Raw genomic sequence first — 16,464 nt, forward strand, 5'->3', positions numbered from 1 at the left:
GTCGGATTATACCATTGGACAGTGCGACGACCTCGTGGACTGGCGACCCCAGCGCACGGAAGCACGCAGTGCAGCAACGTGAGTCGCGAACGTCTGGCTCTGCTTCCCGTCGTGCTCAGCGCCGGGACCACTGGAGGAGCCGCTCGTAGAACGCGTTCGAGGAGAGGGCCTCGGCGTCGCCGACGAGCGCGAGCGCCTTTTTCGCCCGCGTGAGCGCGACGTTGGTGCGGCGGAAGTCCTCGAAGATGGGCCCATCGAGCGCGCCGGTGGCGACGAACGACACCACGATGACTTCCTTCGAGGAGCCCTGAAAGCGGTCGACCGTGTCGACAGTCACGTCGGTGCGGCGGGCGACCTCGGCGACCTGCGCGCGGAACGGGGCGATGACGCCGATGTCGTCGGGATCGACGCCGGCGGCGACGTACGCGTCGACGATCTCGGCCACCCGGTCCGCCTCCACGGGGTTCGTGTTGCCGACGCGCTCGCCGTCGGGATCGACGAAGGCGACGGGATCGCGGAGTGCCGCTGGCAGCGACGCCTCGTCGACGCCGAGATCCGAGAGGCGCTGGGCCGCGACGGCACCGTTCGCCGGGCGGAGCGCGCCGTCGTAGAACTCCGTCGAGGAGAACGCCTGGATGCGCTGGGACATCCGATACTGGCGATCGAGCAAGACGGACGAATCGGGGTGGGACTCGATCAGCCGCTCGAACAGCGACGTCTGGAGGTCGTTTTCGGCCTGGACGACCGGTGGGAGCTGCTCGTGGTCGCCGACGAGGACGAACCGGTCGGCCAGCGAGACCGCCGCGAGCGTTCCGGGCTCGGTCAACTGTGAGGCCTCGTCGACGAGCGCGACGTCGAAGGACTGCTCGCGCATCACGCGCGAACCGCAGGTGGCCGTCGTGGCGGCGACGACCGGCGCCTCGCGGAGCGCCGCGGCACGGTCGTTGGGCTCTCCGCCGCGTTCGAGCCGCACGTCCATCATATCCTCGCGGACGCCGTTCTCGGTCCCGACGCGGACGACGTCCGCGACGCCCTGGTCGCGCACCGCTTCGAGCGCGTTGTCGACCGCGCGGTTCGTGAACGCAGACAACAACACCCTGTCGCCGCGGTCGACCAGCGCGCGGACGATCTGTGCGATCGTGTAGGTCTTGCCCGTCCCCGGCGGGCCGTGGACGAGCGCGAAGTCTTCAGCGTTGACCGCCAGCCGCACCGCGCGGTTCTGTGCGTCGTTGTTGTCGACGTACGTCTCGGCCGCTCGGTCGGCGAACGCCGGGTCGCGACGGCCGAACACGGCGTCTTTTCGGTCAGGGTCGCCCTTCAGAATGAAATCGTGGAGCGCGGTGAGCATCCGGTCGACGCCGATCTCGGAGGGATAGACGTCGAGTCGACGGACGTCGAGCGGTTCGTCTGCGGTGATCACGACCTCCTCGCCCAACTCGCGGATCCGACAGAGCTCGGCGTGTCCGTCGACGGGGTCGCCGTCGCTCGCGAGCGCGACATCGCCAGCGCGGAGTTTCGAGACGGCGTCGCCGGGCTTTCTCGCGCGGAGTTCCCACCGGCCGTCGTCGAGTTCCGTTCGCCCCGCGGGTTCGAGGTCGATCAGCGCTCGGTCGTCGTCGGCTCGCTCGTCGGCGGACTGCTCCCAGAGCTTCCGGTATTCGGCGTGGACCTCCCGGCGCTCGGCCTCGATGGCCTCGTAGAACCGATCGAAGTACTCCCGTTCCTCCGGGGGGACCGCGTTGCCGACCTGGCCGGCCTTCGACTCCTGGTCGAGGCGTCCCGCGACGACCATACAGGTGTCGCGCTCGAAGCAGTACTCGCACTTCGCGTCGGCCTCGTAGCCGGTCGGGACGTCGGCGTCGTACTCCATCGCGGCGATCTCGTTTCGCGTCCGGACGACGAACTGCAGGAGGCCGGTGCCGATCGAGAAGTCCTTGGCCGGCGAGAGGTCACCCGTCTCCTCGTTGCGCTCTAAGGCGGTGTTTTTGGTGTAGAGCAGTGTCCCCGTATCGGCGGGCACGCCGCGCTCGGAGAGGACGAGCGCGTAGGCGGCCGCCTGAATCTTGTCGTGGAAGCGCGGCTCTCGCTTCGTGTTCTTGCCGGTCTTGAGTTCGACGGGCATCCCGCGGCGGAGCGCGTCGGCGCGGCCCTTGATCCCGAACGTCGGCGAGATGAGAGTGTACTCAGAGCGCCACTTGTCCTCCTCGGTGAGCGTGCCCTGGGCGAGCCACCCCTCGATCGCGGCCGCGTTGCGACGCACCTCGTCGCGGACCTCCTCGGCGTCGTGGCCGAGCAGTCCCAGTTCCAGGCCGGCTTCGTGGACTCGGTCCTCGATCGCCGTGTCGAGGTCGCGGTCCCGGAGCAGGTCGCCGAACACCTCGTGAACGATCGTCCCCTTGACCACCGGGTAGTTGAGCGGGATTCCCGAGAGCTTGTTCAGATAGTACATCCGCGGGCACTGCACCCACGAGCGCACGTCGGTCACGTCGACGAGAAAGCCCGGTTCGAGGACGACGTAGGACTCCCCGGTGGTCGAGTAGGTCGTCTCGCCCTGATACTCCGACTCCTCTACCCCCGTCGCGAGAAGTTCCATCCCGGCCTCGGCGTGCTCGACGGTGTGCGTCCACTTGCCCCAGAGGGTGAGTTGGACTGTCGCCGCGTCGGCGTCCACGTCGGTCTCATCCAGCACCGGCGCAGCGCCGAGCGCGTCGCCGTCGGGACGGACCGTCACCTCCGCGAGCGAGCGCGTTCCGTAGGTCGTATCTACCTCGCGTTCGTCGCCAACGTCGACGATGCGGCCGCGCAGCTTCACGTAGCCTACCTGCGGGTCGGGCGGTAAGACGCTATCGGTCGGTCGGATTCCATCGTCGGCCCGGTCTCACTATCCCCGCTCTCGCTGTCGACTGGACCTCACCGCCGACCGCGGTCCGGCGCCGGGAGGAACTCCGCCCACCAGCGGATCAGGAACCACAGGAGGACGGCTCCGAGCACGAGACCGGAAACGAAGCCTGCGGCGACGAATGTGAGCGATCCGCCGGCCTGGATGGCGATGAGTGCCCCCGAGAACGCGACGAGCGCGATAAAGCCGATCTTGAGTCGCTGGCTCGCGAGGTCGCGCTCCTCGTCTGTCATACTTGGCCCGACCACTCAGGATCCCTCCATCTGAGTTCCCATCGGCTGGCGTCTACCGGAAGATGCACAGACTGCGCGTGGTTCCGCGGGAAGACGGCTCACTGGAACCCGCGGCCGACGCCGTCCTCCTCGACGAGGTCGTCGAGATCGTTCGAGAGCAACTCGTCGGCGTCGGCGAACTCGTCTGTGAGGTCGTCGAGGCGGTCCGGTCGGCCGTCGAACTCGTAGTCCATCGGGCCGAACGCCGGGCTGTCGAGTGCGTCCATCATATCCGTGAAGAAGTCCTCCGGCGTCGTCGGCGCCTCTGCGTGGACTTTGACCGTCTCTTCGAGGTGCTTCGCCATCGACTTGGCGTGGTCTTCGTCCTCGGGCGGCGACTGGACGGCGAAGCGACCACCCTCGTCGCGTTTTCGATTCGGAAGGAGGGGTTCGAGGTCGTCGTCGATCCGCCGGGCGACGCGGCTCCCGACCCCCCGGAGTTCGGTCGGATTCTTCGTGTACGTCTTCAGCGCGTACACGCCGGCGTCCGGGTGGCCGAGAAAGAGATCCTCTCCGAGTCCGCCGCGCCGATCGCCGGCGACGGCCCGCCACCCGTCGGGGTCGACGTCAGCGTCGGTCACGTCCGCGAGGATATCCTGCCAGTCTCTGACGCGCATACGCGACCGTACAGCCCCCGACAGAAAGAGTATGACGGTTGCTCCCGGGTGGTCTCGCCGTGCTACGGCTCGACGCGAGCCAGCCACTCGGCCGGGTTGTCGAGTTCTGCGTTAGTCGGGAGGTTCTGCGGACGCTCCCAGACGGCCGCGGCGGCCGCGACGCTCCGACGATCGGCGATCGTCTCGAAGAAGCGCGCGCCGCGCTCGTACTGTCGGCGCTTCAGCCCGAGACCGAGTAGCCGACGGGCCAGCCGTGCCAGCGGACCGCCACCGCGACGCCGCGCGTCGAGTTTCGCGCGCAAGTCCTCGTACTCGGCGTCGAACGCGCGGTCCATCAGCATCTCCGCGTAGCCCTCGACGGCGGTCATCGCGACGTTGAGGTCGTGGAACGCTTCGCTGTCGAGACCGCCGCTGGCGAGCGTCTCTAAGCCGTCTTCCATCCGAGATTCGAGATACTCCGACAGCCACGGGGCGGCACCGAACTCCGCGGCGTGAGCGACTTCGTGGAAGGCGATCCAGCGGCGGAAACGGGGGTAGTCGACGTCGAGTTCCGCGGCGGCCGCGACGATGTTCGGGTGGACGAAGTAGAGGCCGTGGTCGCCGTTTCCGGCGTCGTCACGCCCGTGTCCATCGCGGTCGGCCAAGAGGAGCGGATCGTACTGTCCGAGGACGTGGGAGGCGAGGAACGCGAGCACGAACGACATCGACCCGGTGTTTATCACGCGCGTCGCGTTCGGGAAGGCGACGCGAACGTCCGATTCGAGGGGGTGCATCACTCGGCTGAACGTCGAGACGTTCGCGTCGATCCAGTGGTGGCGGTTCTGGACTTCGATCGAGTCGGGCACGTCGAAGGTGAGGCCACCGACCGCTCGCAGTCGCTCGCGGGCGTCGCGGACGTCGGCCGCGTAGCCTTCGCGGTCCGCGGGCGTCAAGTCGAGATCACCCGCGTCGGCAGCCCCCTTCGCAGCCGTCGCGACCGCCGCCCAGTCGATCGTTCGATCGCTACCGCCGCCGGACGCGCCCGCGATCGCCCGAACGCTCCGATAGAGGTCCATACACACTCGTGGGGGCCAGCCCGCAAAACCCTTGTTCACGGACGGGCGGGTCTCCGGGTCGTGGGAGCCACTACACGGCGCAGTTGTTGGGGCCGAGTTCGACCCCGGTCGCTTCGTCTTCGTCGAGGTCGCGCCGCCCGCGATTCACGTCGATGACGGTCTCGTAGTTCGGCGGCTTCTCGGTCGTTCGGTCGGTGACGCGATCGACGAACGCCGACTTCTCGAGTCGGAAGAGTTCCAGTCCCTCGCGGAGTTCGCCGAGTGTCGCCGCGACGAGTTCGCCCGGCCGGCCGACCCCGAAGCGCCCCTCGGCGTCGACGGAGACGTGGCCGGGGAGGACGACGACATCGTCCGAAAGTGGTGCGTACGTCTCGTGTAACGTCTCGTAGAGGAGTTCCGCGCCGTGCGCCGCGCCGCCCTCGCCGAACTCCAACTCCGTCCGCCCCACGGATTCGACGAACAGCGCGTCAGCCGAGAGGAGATACTGCTCGTCGACGACGAGGTTCATCTGTTCGGTGGTGTGGCCCGGTGCGGCGATGATATCCGCGTCGACGTCGCCGACGGCGAGCGTGTCGCCGTCCGCGATCGGCTCGTACTCGTAGTCCACGTCGCGCTCGGTCGCCGCCGCGCTCAGGTAATAGGGGACCGAGAGCCGCTCGGCGAGCGCGCGCCCTCCGGAGATGTGATCCGCGTGGACGTGCGTGTCCACGACGCCCGTGATCGTCAGCCCCGCGTCGGCCGCGACGAGTTCGAACTCGTGATCCTGGCGGGTGGCGTCGACGACGATCGCCTCACCCGCGTCGTGGTCGCCGACGACGTAGCCGAGACAGCCCTTCGCACGCCGTTGTACCTGCGCGAGGAACAGGTCACTGTCCGTGTCGACGTCGACGACGTCGTAGAGTTTGCTCCAGTCCTCCATCCCACCCTTGACGACGGAGACGTCGTCGTGACCGCGGTCCGACAGTTCGAACCCGAACGACGTCGAGGTGAGCCCCCTCGCGCAGATCACGGCGACCGGACCGCTGCCGGCGATCGCGTCGACGTCGTCCCAGTCGAGATTGTCGCCGAGCCCATCGATCGGATGATACGGGACGTTCACCGCGTCCGGGACGTGCCACACCTCGAAACTCTCGGGTTGGCGCGTGTCGACGATGGTGAGATCGTCACCGGCGTCGGTCGCCGCCGCGAGGTCTTCGACGGTGAGCTGGTGAAGTAGCGTCGGCATACGTGTGTGTATGCGTGTCACACGAATAACTATTGCCACGGTGCGAGCACGACCGCGCGGCCGCTATCTGTCGTCAGCCGTGCGACGAGAAAAGGCGATCGAGCGTCGGAAAGCCGCGTTAGATCTCGGCCTCGAAGTCTTCGAGGGCGTAGACGGTGTCGCTTCCACGGCGGTCGAGCGTCTCGTTGGCGAGCAGCCAGTAGACGACCGACAGCGCGCGTCGACCTTTGTTGTTCGTCGGCACGACGAGGTCGACGTTGCTCGTCTGGTTGTTCGAGTCACACATTGCGATGACCGGGATGCCGACCGTGATGGCCTCCTTGACGGCCTGGGCGTCGCCGATCGGGTCGGTGACGACGAGGACGTCCGGTTCGATGTAGCCGTCGTAGTCGGGGTTCGTCAGCGTCCCCGGGATGAATCGGCCGGTCCGGGCGCGCGCGCCGACCGCGTCGGCGAACTTCGTCGCCGGGAAGCGGCCGTACTGGCGCGAACTCGTGACCAGGATCTGCTCGGGGTCGTAGTTCGCGAGGAAGTCTGCGGCCGTCCGGATCCGCGAGTCGGTCCGGCTGACGTCTAAGACGTACAGCCCGTCGTCGCGGACGCGGTGGATGAACCGCTCCATATCCTCGGTCTTCTGTTGGGTCCCGATGTGGACCCCCGCGGAGAGGTAGTCCTCGACGGGGATGAGGAGGTCGGCCTCCTCGTCGGGCATCACGTCCTCGTCGAACGTGGGTGCCGCGTCCTCTTCTTCGGGTGCTTCGGCCTCGGCAGCCTCGTCGGCCGCGCTCTCGTCGGCGACCTCGTCTTCGGCAGCCTCGGCGACCGTTTCGGCCGTCTCGGCGTCGGCCTCGGTCGTCTCGACGTCGTCTGCGGCTTCGTCCGCGTCCGTCTCGTCGTCGACGACTTCGACCGCGTCGTTGTCGTTCTCTGTCATACTGCGTCGTCCGCGATGCGGATGAGTTCGTTGAGTTTGGCGGTTCGCTCGCCCTGCACCGTGCCGGTCTTGATGAAGCCGGCGTCGGTGGCGACGGCGAGGTGTGCGATCGTCGTGTCCTCGGTCTCGCCCGAGCGGTGGGAGACGACCGTCTCGTACCCGTTCTCGGTCGCCAGCTCGATCGCGTCGAAGGCGTCCGACAGCGATCCGATCTGGTTCGGCTTGATGAGGATCGAGTTGGCGGCGCCGGCGTCGATACCCGCCTGCAGGCGCTCGACGTTCGTCACGAAGAGGTCGTCGCCGCAGATGAGCGTCTGGTCGCCGACGCGTTCGGTGAGGTCTGCGAAGCCCTCGTAGTCGTCCTCGTCGAGGGGGTCCTCGACGTAGACGAGGTCGTACTCCTCGACCATCTCGGCGACGTAGTCGACCTGTTCGGCGGTCGATTTGACGTCGTCACCGTAGACGTAGCCGTCCTCGTCGGCGTCGTAGAGTTCAGCCGCGGCCATATCCAGGCCGAACTTGATCTCGAATCCGAGTTCGTCGGCCGTCTCGGAGACGGCCTGATCGACGACTTCGAACGCCTCGGCGTCCGAGATCGCCGGTGCCCACGCGCCCTCGTCGCCCTTCGCCGCGGGAACCCCGCGTTCGTCGAGGATCTCGGAGATGCGCGCGTGCACGGCGGCGTTCGCGAAGACGGCCTCGGAGATGCTCGGCGCGCCGACCGGCGCGGCGAGGAACTCCTGGATGTACGTCGCTTCCTTGGCGTGCTCGCCGCCGCCGACGACGTTGCCGAGCGGCGTCGGGAACGACGCACCGCGGAACGTCCCACCCAGATGCTGGTACAGCGGAGCACCGAGCACGTCGGCGCCAGCCTTCGCGGCCGCCATCGAGATGGCGACGGCGCTGTTGGCACCGATCTGCGAGAAGTTCTCCGTGCCGTCTGCGGCGTGGAGTGCGGCGTCGACGTCGCGCTGGTTGCCAGCGTGGACCGTCCCGACGAGACGCGGGATCGCGTGTTCTCGCGCCGCCGCGATGGCCTCTGCAGGCTCCAGTTCGATCGCCTCGTACTCGCCCGTGCTCGCCCCGCTTGGGGCCGCTGCACGGCCGAACCCGCCGGATTCGGTCAGCACGTCCGCCTCGACCGTCGGGTTGCCGCGGGAGTCGAGAACGCGCCGGAGCGCAATGCTCGTGATGAGCGTCATTTCAGTTCCCCTCGCGGTTTACCGTGAACGGCAGCACGCCGGCGTCGTACTCTTCGGCGGCGACCAGGATCGGTTCGGACTGGTCGGTGTCTACGAGTACCGGTGCGCCGTAGGACACCTGCAGCGCTCGCGCGCCGAGGATGCGGGCCTTCTCGTATCGGTTGTACTGGGTGCGTCCGCTCATTGGTAAGGTGCGACGACGTCGACGAGGTCTTTGTGCGAGACCATCATCCGCCGACAGCAGTGTCGTTCTACCCCGAGGTCGTCGAGGACCTTCGCCGGATCCTCGTCGCCCTCGCGGGCACGCTCCTTGAACTCGTCCCAGTGTTCGCCGACGACGTTGCCGCAGGTGAAACACCGGACGGGTATCATCATAGTTGGATCACCTCAGCGGTAGGACTTCTGATAGCGCGCTCGTGCACCCGGTCCGCCCCACTTCTTGGGCTCGGACTGGCGCACGTCGTTGACGAGGAGCGAGCGGTCGAAGTCCATGTACGCGTCGCGAAGCTCCGCGTCGTTGAGATGCTGCACTAGCCCGCGGGCGATGGCCGTCCGCGCGGCGTCAGCCTGCCCGGCGAAGCCGCCGCCGGAGACGCTGACGTCGATGTCGACCTGCGATCGGAGATCCTCGCCGGCGATGCGGAACGGCTCCAGCATCTTCAGGCGGGCCATCTCCGGCTCGACGAGCTCGACCGGCTGGGAGTCGATTCGGACGCGACCCTCGCCGTCGCGCACGGTTGCGCGGGCGATGGCCGTCTTCTTCTTGCCAGAGGTATTCGTTACCATGTGACTTTCGCACCCAGGTTCTCGGAAATCTCTCCGAGCGAGAGGAACTTGATGTTCGAGAGTCGATCCAGCGTGGTTCCGTCGAGCGCCTCGCCGTCCTCGTCGAACGGGTTGCCCACGTAGACGCGGACGTTCGAGAGCGCTTCTCGGCCTCGCTGTTCTTTGTACGGGAGCATTCCGCGAACCGAGCGCTTGAACATACCGTCCGGGCGCGTCGGGTAGTGCGGGCCGCGGTCGGAACCGACGTTGGCGCGCTTGCGGTAGGTGCTCATCACGTCGTCCTCGGACCCCGTGATGACGGCGTCCTCAGCGTTGACGATGGCGACCGACTCGCCGGCGAGGGCCTTCTGGGCGACCTCGCTGGCGACACGGCCGACGATGCAGTTTCGCGCGTCGACGACGACGTCGGCGTCGAATTCGGCGAGGCTCATCGAATCACCCGTACGTTGCTGCCGTCGGGGTTCTCTTCGATGATGCGTTCGAGCGCCACCGTGTCCCCGACCTGTTCGATCTTCTTTCGAGCGGACGACGAGAAGTCGACCGCCGCAACTGTAACGTTCTTCTGCAGCGCACCACTCCCCAGCACTTTGCCGGGGACGACGACGGTCTCGTCTTCTCGTGCGTATCGTTCGATACGCCCGAGGTTGACCTCCGCGTGGGTGCGCCGCGGCTTCTCCAGACGGTCCGCGACGTCCTGCCAGACATTGGCACCGGACTCGCGAGAGACCGCCTTCAGCTCGGCGATGAGACTGTTGAGTCTCGGATTCGTCTTACTCATTGTCTACCTCCTGAGAGTGAGAGAAAACGGAGTGCAGGGAGCAGGATTTGAACCTGCGGACCCCTATGGGACAGCGCCCTGAACGCTGCGCCGTTGGCCAGACTTGGCTATCCCTGCTCGCACTCCGTTCTACTGCATGCCCCTTCAAACTCCTTTCGATCTGGCGACGCCGTCCGCGACCGCGTGCGACCGCGCCGTTCGCGGCGCTCAGGGTACGCGTCGCCGGATTCGGCGACGCGGCGGGCGAGCGTCGGGTGATGAGTGAAGGGACAGACATCGTACTATATCGCTACCTTCTCTTCGAGTTCGGCTGCGCGGTCGCCGAGCGATTCGGCGGCCCGCAGGACCAGTTCCTCGACGGTGAACGACCCGTCCGTCTCCACGTGGAAGACGAACGCCTCGGGCACGTCGTGGACCTCGACTTCCTTCCCCGGATACCGGTTCGTGAGGTCGTTGTCGAACGTGTCGGTGGCGACGAGGTCGCCGTCTTCGGCGCTCTCGTCTGCGGCGTGTTCCGCGGCCGCCTCCTCGATCACGCCCCGCAGGATGTTGGGCTCCTGCGACTCGAACTCGCCGGCGTCGCCGACGGCCTCCACGCGCTGGAGGTGTCGGTAGCCGACGGAGACGCCGCCCTGGTGTTTGGCGTGCGCCTTCCCGCTGTCGAGGACCGCGTCGGCCTCGAATTCGAGGTGCTGATCCTCTTTCAGCTCGACGATGGGGACGTTCTGATCGGCCGGCTGCACGAGGTCGTCGGCCGACACGAGGTCGCCCGAGTACGCTGTCGCCGGTCCCTGAACGTCCAGTGAGAGGGTGACGACGTCACCCTCCTCGAAGTCGTCGAGGGGCGTCGTCAGCGGCACGAGCCCCAGTCGGAGGCCGATCATCTCGTCGAACATCACCGACGAGTTCTCGACGAACCGGACGGTGTCGATGCTGAACGTCGGCACGTCGGCGACCATCGCTCGGCGGATGCCGTTAGCGACGGCTGGCGACACGCCGCGGACGAGGAACCGGGCCTTCCGGTCGCCGCGTTCGATGAACTCGACCTCGAAATCGTTCGTCATCTGTTAATCCTTAGAGACGGCTGTTTTTCGGCGCTCGAGTCCCGTCGTGCGGGATCGGTGTGACGTCCTCGATGCGGCCGATTTCGAGACCAGCACGGGCCAGCGCGCGGATCGTCGCCTGCGCGCCGGGGCCGGGGCTCTTGTTGCCGTTCCCGCCCGGGCCACGGACGCGAACGTGCAGGCCCTCGATGCCGGCTGCTTTGATCTCTTCTGCGACGGACTCCGCCATCTGCATCGCGGCGTACGGCGATGCCTCGTCGCGGTTCTGCTTCACCACGGCACCGCCGGACGACTTCACGATCGTCTCGGCGCCGGTCAGATCCGTCACCGTGATGAGCGTGTTGTTGAACGACGCGTGGACGTGGGCGATACCCCACTTGTCTCGGGTTGTCTCGGATTCGCTCATGGATTACTCCTGCCCCTCTGCGCGCTCGGGGTGTAGCTCGTCCGCGAGCGGACTCGTCTCGTCGAACTCGATGCCGTCCTCTTCCGCGACCTCGACCTTCTTCGAGGGACGGGAGACGCGGGCGTCGCCGACGACGACGTGGCCATGGACGATGAACTGACGCGCCTGCTTGGGCGTGCTCGCGAGGCCCTTGCGGTACGCGACAGTCTGGAGTCGGCGTTCGAGAATGTCGGTGACGTCGAGTCCGAGGACGCGACTGATGTCGTCGTCCTCCGAGAGGATGCCGTAGCGGCGGAGCCGAGTGAGGAACTCCGCGCCGGCCGCCTCGGCTTCCTCCAGGTCGCCCTGGGCCTCGCCGATGAGGCGTCGTGCCTCTCGTCGGTAGTTACGGAGCTCCGATTGGGCTCGCCAGAGCTCCTCTTTGTTCTTCAGGCCGTAGCGTCCGAGAAGATCGCCCTCCTGAGCGATGCGCTCGCCCTGGTAGGGGTGATTCGGCGTCTCGTAACGCTTGGTGTTGTTTCCGGTCGCCATCGTTTACTCTTCCTCGCCGCCTTCGGCGGCCTCCTCGGCCGCCTCCTCTTTGATCGCCTCGACGTTGACGCCGATCGTCCCCTCGGTACGTCCGGTGGACTTCGTCCGCTGTCCGCGGACCTTCTGTCCGCGCTGGTGTCGGACGCCCTTGTAGGAGTCGATCATCTTCATCCGGTTGATGTCGTGGCGGCGCTTTTCTTCGAGGTCCGAGCCGGTGACGTGGGTGGTCTCCCCGCTGAAGAAGTCGCTTCGGCGGTTGGCCATCCACTCGGGGATGTGCTCGTCGAAGTTCTCGACGGCGTCGACGACTGCGTCGATCTCGTCGTCCTCGAGCAGACCGAACGTCGCGTGTCGGTCTACGTCTGCGGCCTCGGCAACGATGCGCGCCGTGCGCTTGCCGATACCTTTCATGTCGGTGAGACTCCGCTCTACCGTCTTCGTCCCGTCGAGATCGGTTTGTCCGATCCGGACGAAGTATCGGAGGTCTTCCTCCTCCTCGGGAGCGTCGTCCTGTGGTTCTTCTGCACTCATGACTTTTTGGAAAGTCTGGTGAGCGTTGCGGCGGGGATTCGAACCCCGGAGGCATTACGCCACAGAGTTAGCAACCCTGCGCCTTGGGCCAGGCTTGGCTACCGCAACACACTCGGTCTGGTACTGTCGCCCTCTCGGACTCGGGAGCGGACCTCCCTACAGCGTATCGCAGTCTGAACAAGTCGTGGTCACTACTTAAACATCACGATAGGGCACTGGAGTGAGACCGATCCACACGGCCTCGTCGCAGCCGAAAAGTGGCCGACTGCGACCACCCGACGGCCACGGATCGCAGTCCGCTTCGAGCGGCGCGTCGGGACTGATTCCACCGGCGACGGACCCACACACCGAGGTCGTTCTCAAGTGCGGCTCCCGCTCTGTCACGCCGGTGTGGTACGAGATGACGTAACGGGTGTGCGCGGGATCGGTCAGGCTGCCGGCAATATATACCTGTGGACGACAATTTCACACCTGTGAGCACCGACGCCCCCGCAGCCGATTCGACACCTGGACGACCCGTACGCCTCGACAGCGAAGCCGACCTCGACGCCCTCGTCGCCGAGCACGACCGTGTGCTCGTCGAGTTCTACACCGAGGGCTGTGCGCTGTGTGCGAGCATCGAGCCCGTGATCGGCAACGTCGCCCGCGCGCACGACGACCTCGCCGTCGGCGTGGTGAACCCGCGTGACGATCCAGTGCTCATCGAGCGCTTCCAGATCCAGAGCGCGCCGACGCTCGTCCTCTTCGAGGACGGCGAAATCGTCGGGAGGCTGGCCAGCGGCTTCCAGGGCGGCGACGCTATCGACGCGTTCCTCGAGGACCCAGAATCGGTGTAATCGACCGCTGAGCGAATCACCCGCTGCTCGATTGCTGACGCTATCTGTTCTCTGACCCGTTCGTCGCTGACGCTGTCTGCTCTTTGACCCGTCGTATCTCCAACTGACGGTCGCCGCTTCCTATTCGGAGAGAAATGCGGCATCCCGAGTCGGTCGACGACCTAATCGTCGACGGCAGGGATTTGCTGTCCGGTCACCCGTTCGACCACGGCCAGGAAGTTGTCGAAGAGCTGTGTCACGGCTTCCGTCTCGGCGTGTCGATCGGGCGTGATATCCGCGAGGACCGCCTCGACCGTCGCGTCGGGGACGTCACCGCGCTTGTCTTCTGCGACCTCACGCGCCGTTTCGAGGTCGTACTCGGGGTGGAACTGAACGCCGAACGTCGGTCCCAGCGAGAACGCCTGGCAGGACTGCTCGTTGCCGGCGAGTTCGATCGCGCCGGGGGGGAGCTGCAGCACCTCGTCGGAGTGCGACTCGAAGGCGAGAAACTCGCCGGGCAGCCCCGTGAAAAGCGGCGAGTCGTCGTAGCGCTCGATGCGGCGATAGCCGAGTTCGTACTCGTCCATCTCGGCGACGCACCCGCCGAGCGCGTCGGCGAGCAACTGGTGGCCCCAACAGACGCCGAGCATCGGGACGCCGAGTTCGTGCAGGTCTCGGACGAGTTCGACGAGGGTGTCCATCCACGATTCGCGTTCGTAGACGGCCGTCTGCGACCCCGACACGACGACGGCGTCGTAGGGCCACGAGCCGTCGGCACCGGGCCACTCGGGGAACTCGCTCTCGCTCACTGTGAAGACCGTCACGTCCGCGTCGAGCGCGCGCCGGAAGTTCCGCTCGGCCGCAGTGTCGCCCACGGATGCGTCGAAGAGGGCGATCTCGGGCGTGGTCATATCTCCCGATACGTGGCGGCGACCCATTAATATTGTTTAGAATGTTCACCGACGCGCACAACCGCCACGAAAGCCGGGCCGGTCGGTATGCGTCGGCACTGAGCAGTCACTACTACTGGGACGATGCGGGAGGCGTCGGACGTTCAAACCGGCAGCCAGACGCCAGCGACGCCGTGCGGCACCCAGGAGGACCGAGAATCTCCACACAGGTATGTCCGGCAGGTCAGGAGTGAGAGATCGGCGCGTCGATGTACTCGTCGTTGACGACCCACTCGCCGTCTTCTTTGATCATATACTCGCCGTAGTAGGGGACGCGGTTGGCGACGGTCTCGCGGAAGGTCTCGCGGATCTCCTCGCGTGTCATCTCGCCCATCGAGCGCAGATCGTCGTTACGGTTCAGACAGCCCTTCAGATACCCTTCGTGCGTGACGCGTACGCGGTGACAGTTCGCACAGAAGTTCGGGTTCTCGACGGGATCGACGATCTCGACCATCCCCTCCCCGACGTAGTACCGCCGGCGATTGTGCATCTCGCGGGTCTCGACCCGATCGGCCGTCTCTGCGAGCCAATTGTGGACGCGCTGGATGTCGATGTTCCACTCGGGGTGGCCGGTCAACTCCGGCATATACTCGATGAGTTGGAGTTGGAGTCCGGGGTTCTCTGCGACGTGGTCGACCATCCCTTCGACGTACCCGGCCGTGTGTTCGAAGACGACCATATTCAGTTTCACCGGGTCGAGTCCGGCTTCGAGCGCGGCTTCGACACCTTCGATGACTCTCTCGTACGCGCCGGACTGCGTGATCTCGGCGAACGCCTCGGGGTCGAGCGCGTCCTGTGAGACGTTGACCCGTTCGAGGCCGGCGTCCCGGAGGTCCTCGGCACGACCCGGGAGAAAGGTTCCATTCGTCGTCAACGAGACTTCCATCGAGTCGGGCGTGCGTTCGATGATCTCTTCGAGGTCTCCTCTGAGCATCGGCTCTCCGCCGGTGAACTTTACCTTCCGGACGCCGAACTCCGAGACGACTTCCAGAAAACGCACGACGTCGTCGGCGCTCATCTCGTCGTCCTGTGGGTCCATTGGGCCACGAGTGTCGCCGAGCCCCTCGTTGTGACAGTAGACGCAATCGAAGTTGCATCGGTCGGTCAGGGAGACGCGAACGCCGGACACCTCGCGCCCGAAGTCGTCTTCGAGCATCGTCAGTGTCTTCGTGGGGATGCTGATAAATTCGCCGCCGCTCTGGACCGCTACGTAATCATTTATATTTACACTTTGGGTCGGTATTACCCAGATCCGTTACCTCCCTGGTCAAAACCCTTATCGGCCGTTCCCCCCGACTCCGCTGTATGAACGTCGAAGCCGTCCGCGAACGCCTCCGCGCGGTCTCGGATCCAGACCTCGGCGACGACATAGTCTCGCTCGGTCTCGTCAACGCCGTCGACGTCGACGACGCCAACTCCGTTCGAATCTCGCTCGCGCTCGGCGCGCCCTTCTCGCCGACCGAGACGCAGATCGCGAACGACGTCCGGGACGCACTTTCGGACACCGAGTACGACGTGGACCTCACAGCGAGCGTCCCCTCGGAAGTCGATCCCGACGAGGACGTACTCCCCGACGTGACGAACGTGATCGCGGTCGCCTCGGGGAAGGGCGGCGTCGGGAAGTCGACCGTCGCGGTCAATCTCGCGGCCGGGCTCTCGAAACTCGGCGCGCGCGTCGGCCTGTTCGACGCCGACGTCTACGGCCCGAACGTGCCCCGGATGGTCGCCGCCGACGAGGCCCCGCAGGCCGCAGACGACCAGACGATCGTCCCACCCGAAAAGTACGGGATGAAACTGATGTCGATGGCCTTCCTCGTCGGCGAGGACGACCCCGTCATCTGGCGCGGTCCGATGGTGCATCAGCTTCTCACCCAACTCGTCGAGGACGTCCAGTGGGGCGAACTCGACTATCTGGTGCTCGACCTCCCGCCGGGCACCGGCGACACGCAACTGACCGTCCTCCAGACGCTGCCGCTCACGGGCGCAGTGATCGTCACGACGCCGCAAGACGTCGCGGTCGACGACGCACGCAAGGGACTGGAGATGTTCGGCAAACACGACACGAACGTCCTGGGGATCGTCGAGAACATGTCGTCGTTCCGGTGTCCGGACTGCGGATCGAGCCACGACATCTTCGGCGCGGGCGGCGGCGAGGCCTTCGCCGCCGAGAACGATCTGCCCTTCCTGGGTGCGCTCCCACTGGACCCGTCGGTCCGAACCGGCGGCGATGGCGGCGACCCGGTCGTCTTAGAAGACGGGGAGACAGCCGACGCCTTCCGGCTGATGACCGAGAACGTGGCGGATATGGTCGGCGTGGTTCGCCGGCGCGACGCCGCGACGAGGCAGTAAGCCCGCGCCGAAGCGCTCACTCGTGGCTCTGCCTTTCCCCGGATGCAACA

Annotated in this window: 20 protein-coding genes and 2 tRNA genes; 2 read left to right on the forward strand and 20 right to left on the reverse strand. The window is 66.2% G+C overall.

All coding sequences use genetic code 11. From position 1 onward, the window contains the following. Positions 1–115 precede the first annotated feature (115 nt). The 18 genes from NO347_RS10815 to NO347_RS10900 all read right to left on the reverse strand — a co-directional run bounded on the left by NO347_RS10815 (position 116) and on the right by NO347_RS10900 (position 12,408). Positions 116–2,812, reverse strand: coding sequence for an AAA domain-containing protein (locus NO347_RS10815; RefSeq protein ID WP_256289609.1), 2,697 nt, complete (start codon positions 2,810–2,812; stop codon positions 116–118). Between the two features lie 98 nt (positions 2,813–2,910). Further along, positions 2,911–3,132, reverse strand: a complete 222-nt coding sequence (locus NO347_RS10820) for a hypothetical protein (protein WP_305148855.1) — start codon at positions 3,130–3,132, stop codon at positions 2,911–2,913. 98 nt (positions 3,133–3,230) lie between these two features. Continuing rightward, positions 3,231–3,788 carry a hypothetical protein gene (locus tag NO347_RS10825; RefSeq protein ID WP_256289611.1) on the reverse strand — a complete coding sequence of 186 codons (558 nt, stop codon included), beginning with the start codon at positions 3,786–3,788 and terminating at the stop codon, positions 3,231–3,233. Positions 3,789–3,850: 62 nt separating this feature from the next. After that, positions 3,851–4,843 carry a zinc-dependent metalloprotease gene (locus tag NO347_RS10830; RefSeq protein ID WP_256289612.1) on the reverse strand — a complete coding sequence of 331 codons (993 nt, stop codon included), beginning with the start codon at positions 4,841–4,843 and terminating at the stop codon, positions 3,851–3,853. A 70-nt stretch (positions 4,844–4,913) separates the two neighbouring features. Next, positions 4,914–6,068, reverse strand: a complete 1,155-nt coding sequence (locus tag NO347_RS10835; protein WP_256289613.1) for an MBL fold metallo-hydrolase — start codon at positions 6,066–6,068, stop codon at positions 4,914–4,916. A gap of 118 nt (positions 6,069–6,186) precedes the next feature. Then, positions 6,187–7,002, reverse strand: coding sequence for a 30S ribosomal protein S2 (gene rpsB, locus NO347_RS10840; protein WP_121569320.1), 816 nt, complete (start codon positions 7,000–7,002; stop codon positions 6,187–6,189). Continuing rightward, entirely contained in the window at positions 6,999–8,204 is a 1,206-nt protein-coding gene (gene eno, locus NO347_RS10845; RefSeq protein WP_256289614.1) for a phosphopyruvate hydratase, read from the reverse strand. The genes rpsB and eno overlap by 4 nt, the downstream gene beginning before the upstream one ends. A gap of 1 nt (position 8,205) precedes the next feature. Then, complete coding sequence (locus tag NO347_RS10850; RefSeq protein WP_121559356.1) at positions 8,206–8,388, reverse strand: DNA-directed RNA polymerase subunit K; 183 nt, start codon at positions 8,386–8,388, stop codon at positions 8,206–8,208. Next, positions 8,385–8,579: a DNA-directed RNA polymerase subunit N gene (locus NO347_RS10855; RefSeq protein ID WP_256289615.1), complete on the reverse strand. Its 195-nt coding sequence runs from the start codon at positions 8,577–8,579 to the stop codon at positions 8,385–8,387. The genes NO347_RS10850 and NO347_RS10855 overlap by 4 nt, the downstream gene beginning before the upstream one ends. A 12-nt stretch (positions 8,580–8,591) precedes the next feature. Beyond that, on the reverse strand, positions 8,592–8,990 hold the full coding sequence (locus NO347_RS10860; RefSeq protein ID WP_121569323.1) for a 30S ribosomal protein S9: 399 nt from the start codon (positions 8,988–8,990) through the stop codon (positions 8,592–8,594). After that, positions 8,984–9,421 (reverse strand): 50S ribosomal protein L13, encoded by a 438-nt coding sequence (locus tag NO347_RS10865; RefSeq protein ID WP_256289616.1) that lies wholly within the window; start codon positions 9,419–9,421, stop codon positions 8,984–8,986. Before NO347_RS10865 ends, NO347_RS10860 begins: the two co-directional genes overlap by 7 nt. Then, positions 9,418–9,768: a 50S ribosomal protein L18e gene (locus NO347_RS10870; RefSeq protein WP_121569325.1), complete on the reverse strand. Its 351-nt coding sequence runs from the start codon at positions 9,766–9,768 to the stop codon at positions 9,418–9,420. Before NO347_RS10870 ends, NO347_RS10865 begins: the two co-directional genes overlap by 4 nt. A 32-nt stretch (positions 9,769–9,800) precedes the next feature. Next, a tRNA-Leu gene (locus NO347_RS10875) sits at positions 9,801–9,885 on the reverse strand. Positions 9,886–10,049: 164 nt separating this feature from the next. Continuing rightward, on the reverse strand, positions 10,050–10,832 hold the full coding sequence (locus NO347_RS10880; RefSeq protein WP_256289617.1) for a DNA-directed RNA polymerase subunit D: 783 nt from the start codon (positions 10,830–10,832) through the stop codon (positions 10,050–10,052). A 10-nt stretch (positions 10,833–10,842) separates the two neighbouring features. Beyond that, the gene (locus tag NO347_RS10885; protein WP_121559362.1) at positions 10,843–11,238 is read right to left on the reverse strand and encodes a 30S ribosomal protein S11; all 396 of its coding nucleotides are present in this window, start codon (positions 11,236–11,238) and stop codon (positions 10,843–10,845) included. Between the two features lie 3 nt (positions 11,239–11,241). Beyond that, entirely contained in the window at positions 11,242–11,769 is a 528-nt protein-coding gene (locus NO347_RS10890) for a 30S ribosomal protein S4 (RefSeq protein WP_256289618.1), read from the reverse strand. Between the two features lie 3 nt (positions 11,770–11,772). Continuing rightward, positions 11,773–12,300, reverse strand: coding sequence for a 30S ribosomal protein S13 (locus NO347_RS10895; RefSeq protein ID WP_121569328.1), 528 nt, complete (start codon positions 12,298–12,300; stop codon positions 11,773–11,775). A 23-nt stretch (positions 12,301–12,323) separates the two neighbouring features. Then, positions 12,324–12,408 (reverse strand) — tRNA-Ser (locus tag NO347_RS10900). 365 nt (positions 12,409–12,773) lie between these two features. Here NO347_RS10900 and NO347_RS10905 point away from each other — a divergent pair. Then, positions 12,774–13,136: a thioredoxin family protein gene (locus NO347_RS10905; protein WP_256289619.1), complete on the forward strand. Its 363-nt coding sequence runs from the start codon at positions 12,774–12,776 to the stop codon at positions 13,134–13,136. Between the two features lie 161 nt (positions 13,137–13,297). Here the strand turns inward: NO347_RS10905 and NO347_RS10910 are convergent, their stop codons facing one another. Both NO347_RS10910 and moaA read right to left on the reverse strand, forming a co-directional pair. After that, the gene (locus NO347_RS10910) at positions 13,298–14,026 is read right to left on the reverse strand and encodes a type 1 glutamine amidotransferase (protein ID WP_256289620.1); all 729 of its coding nucleotides are present in this window, start codon (positions 14,024–14,026) and stop codon (positions 13,298–13,300) included. 223 nt (positions 14,027–14,249) lie between these two features. Continuing rightward, positions 14,250–15,221 carry a GTP 3',8-cyclase MoaA gene (moaA, locus tag NO347_RS10915; RefSeq protein WP_256289621.1) on the reverse strand — a complete coding sequence of 324 codons (972 nt, stop codon included), beginning with the start codon at positions 15,219–15,221 and terminating at the stop codon, positions 14,250–14,252. A gap of 149 nt (positions 15,222–15,370) precedes the next feature. Between moaA and NO347_RS10920 the strand changes: the two genes are divergently transcribed. After that, positions 15,371–16,414: an Mrp/NBP35 family ATP-binding protein gene (locus NO347_RS10920; protein WP_256289622.1), complete on the forward strand. Its 1,044-nt coding sequence runs from the start codon at positions 15,371–15,373 to the stop codon at positions 16,412–16,414. Positions 16,415–16,464: the final 50 nt, after the last annotated feature.

It is taken from the genome of Halobellus inordinatus (assembly GCF_024464655.1).
Classification (GTDB): Archaea; Halobacteriota; Halobacteria; order Halobacteriales; family Haloferacaceae; genus Haloquadratum; species Haloquadratum inordinatus.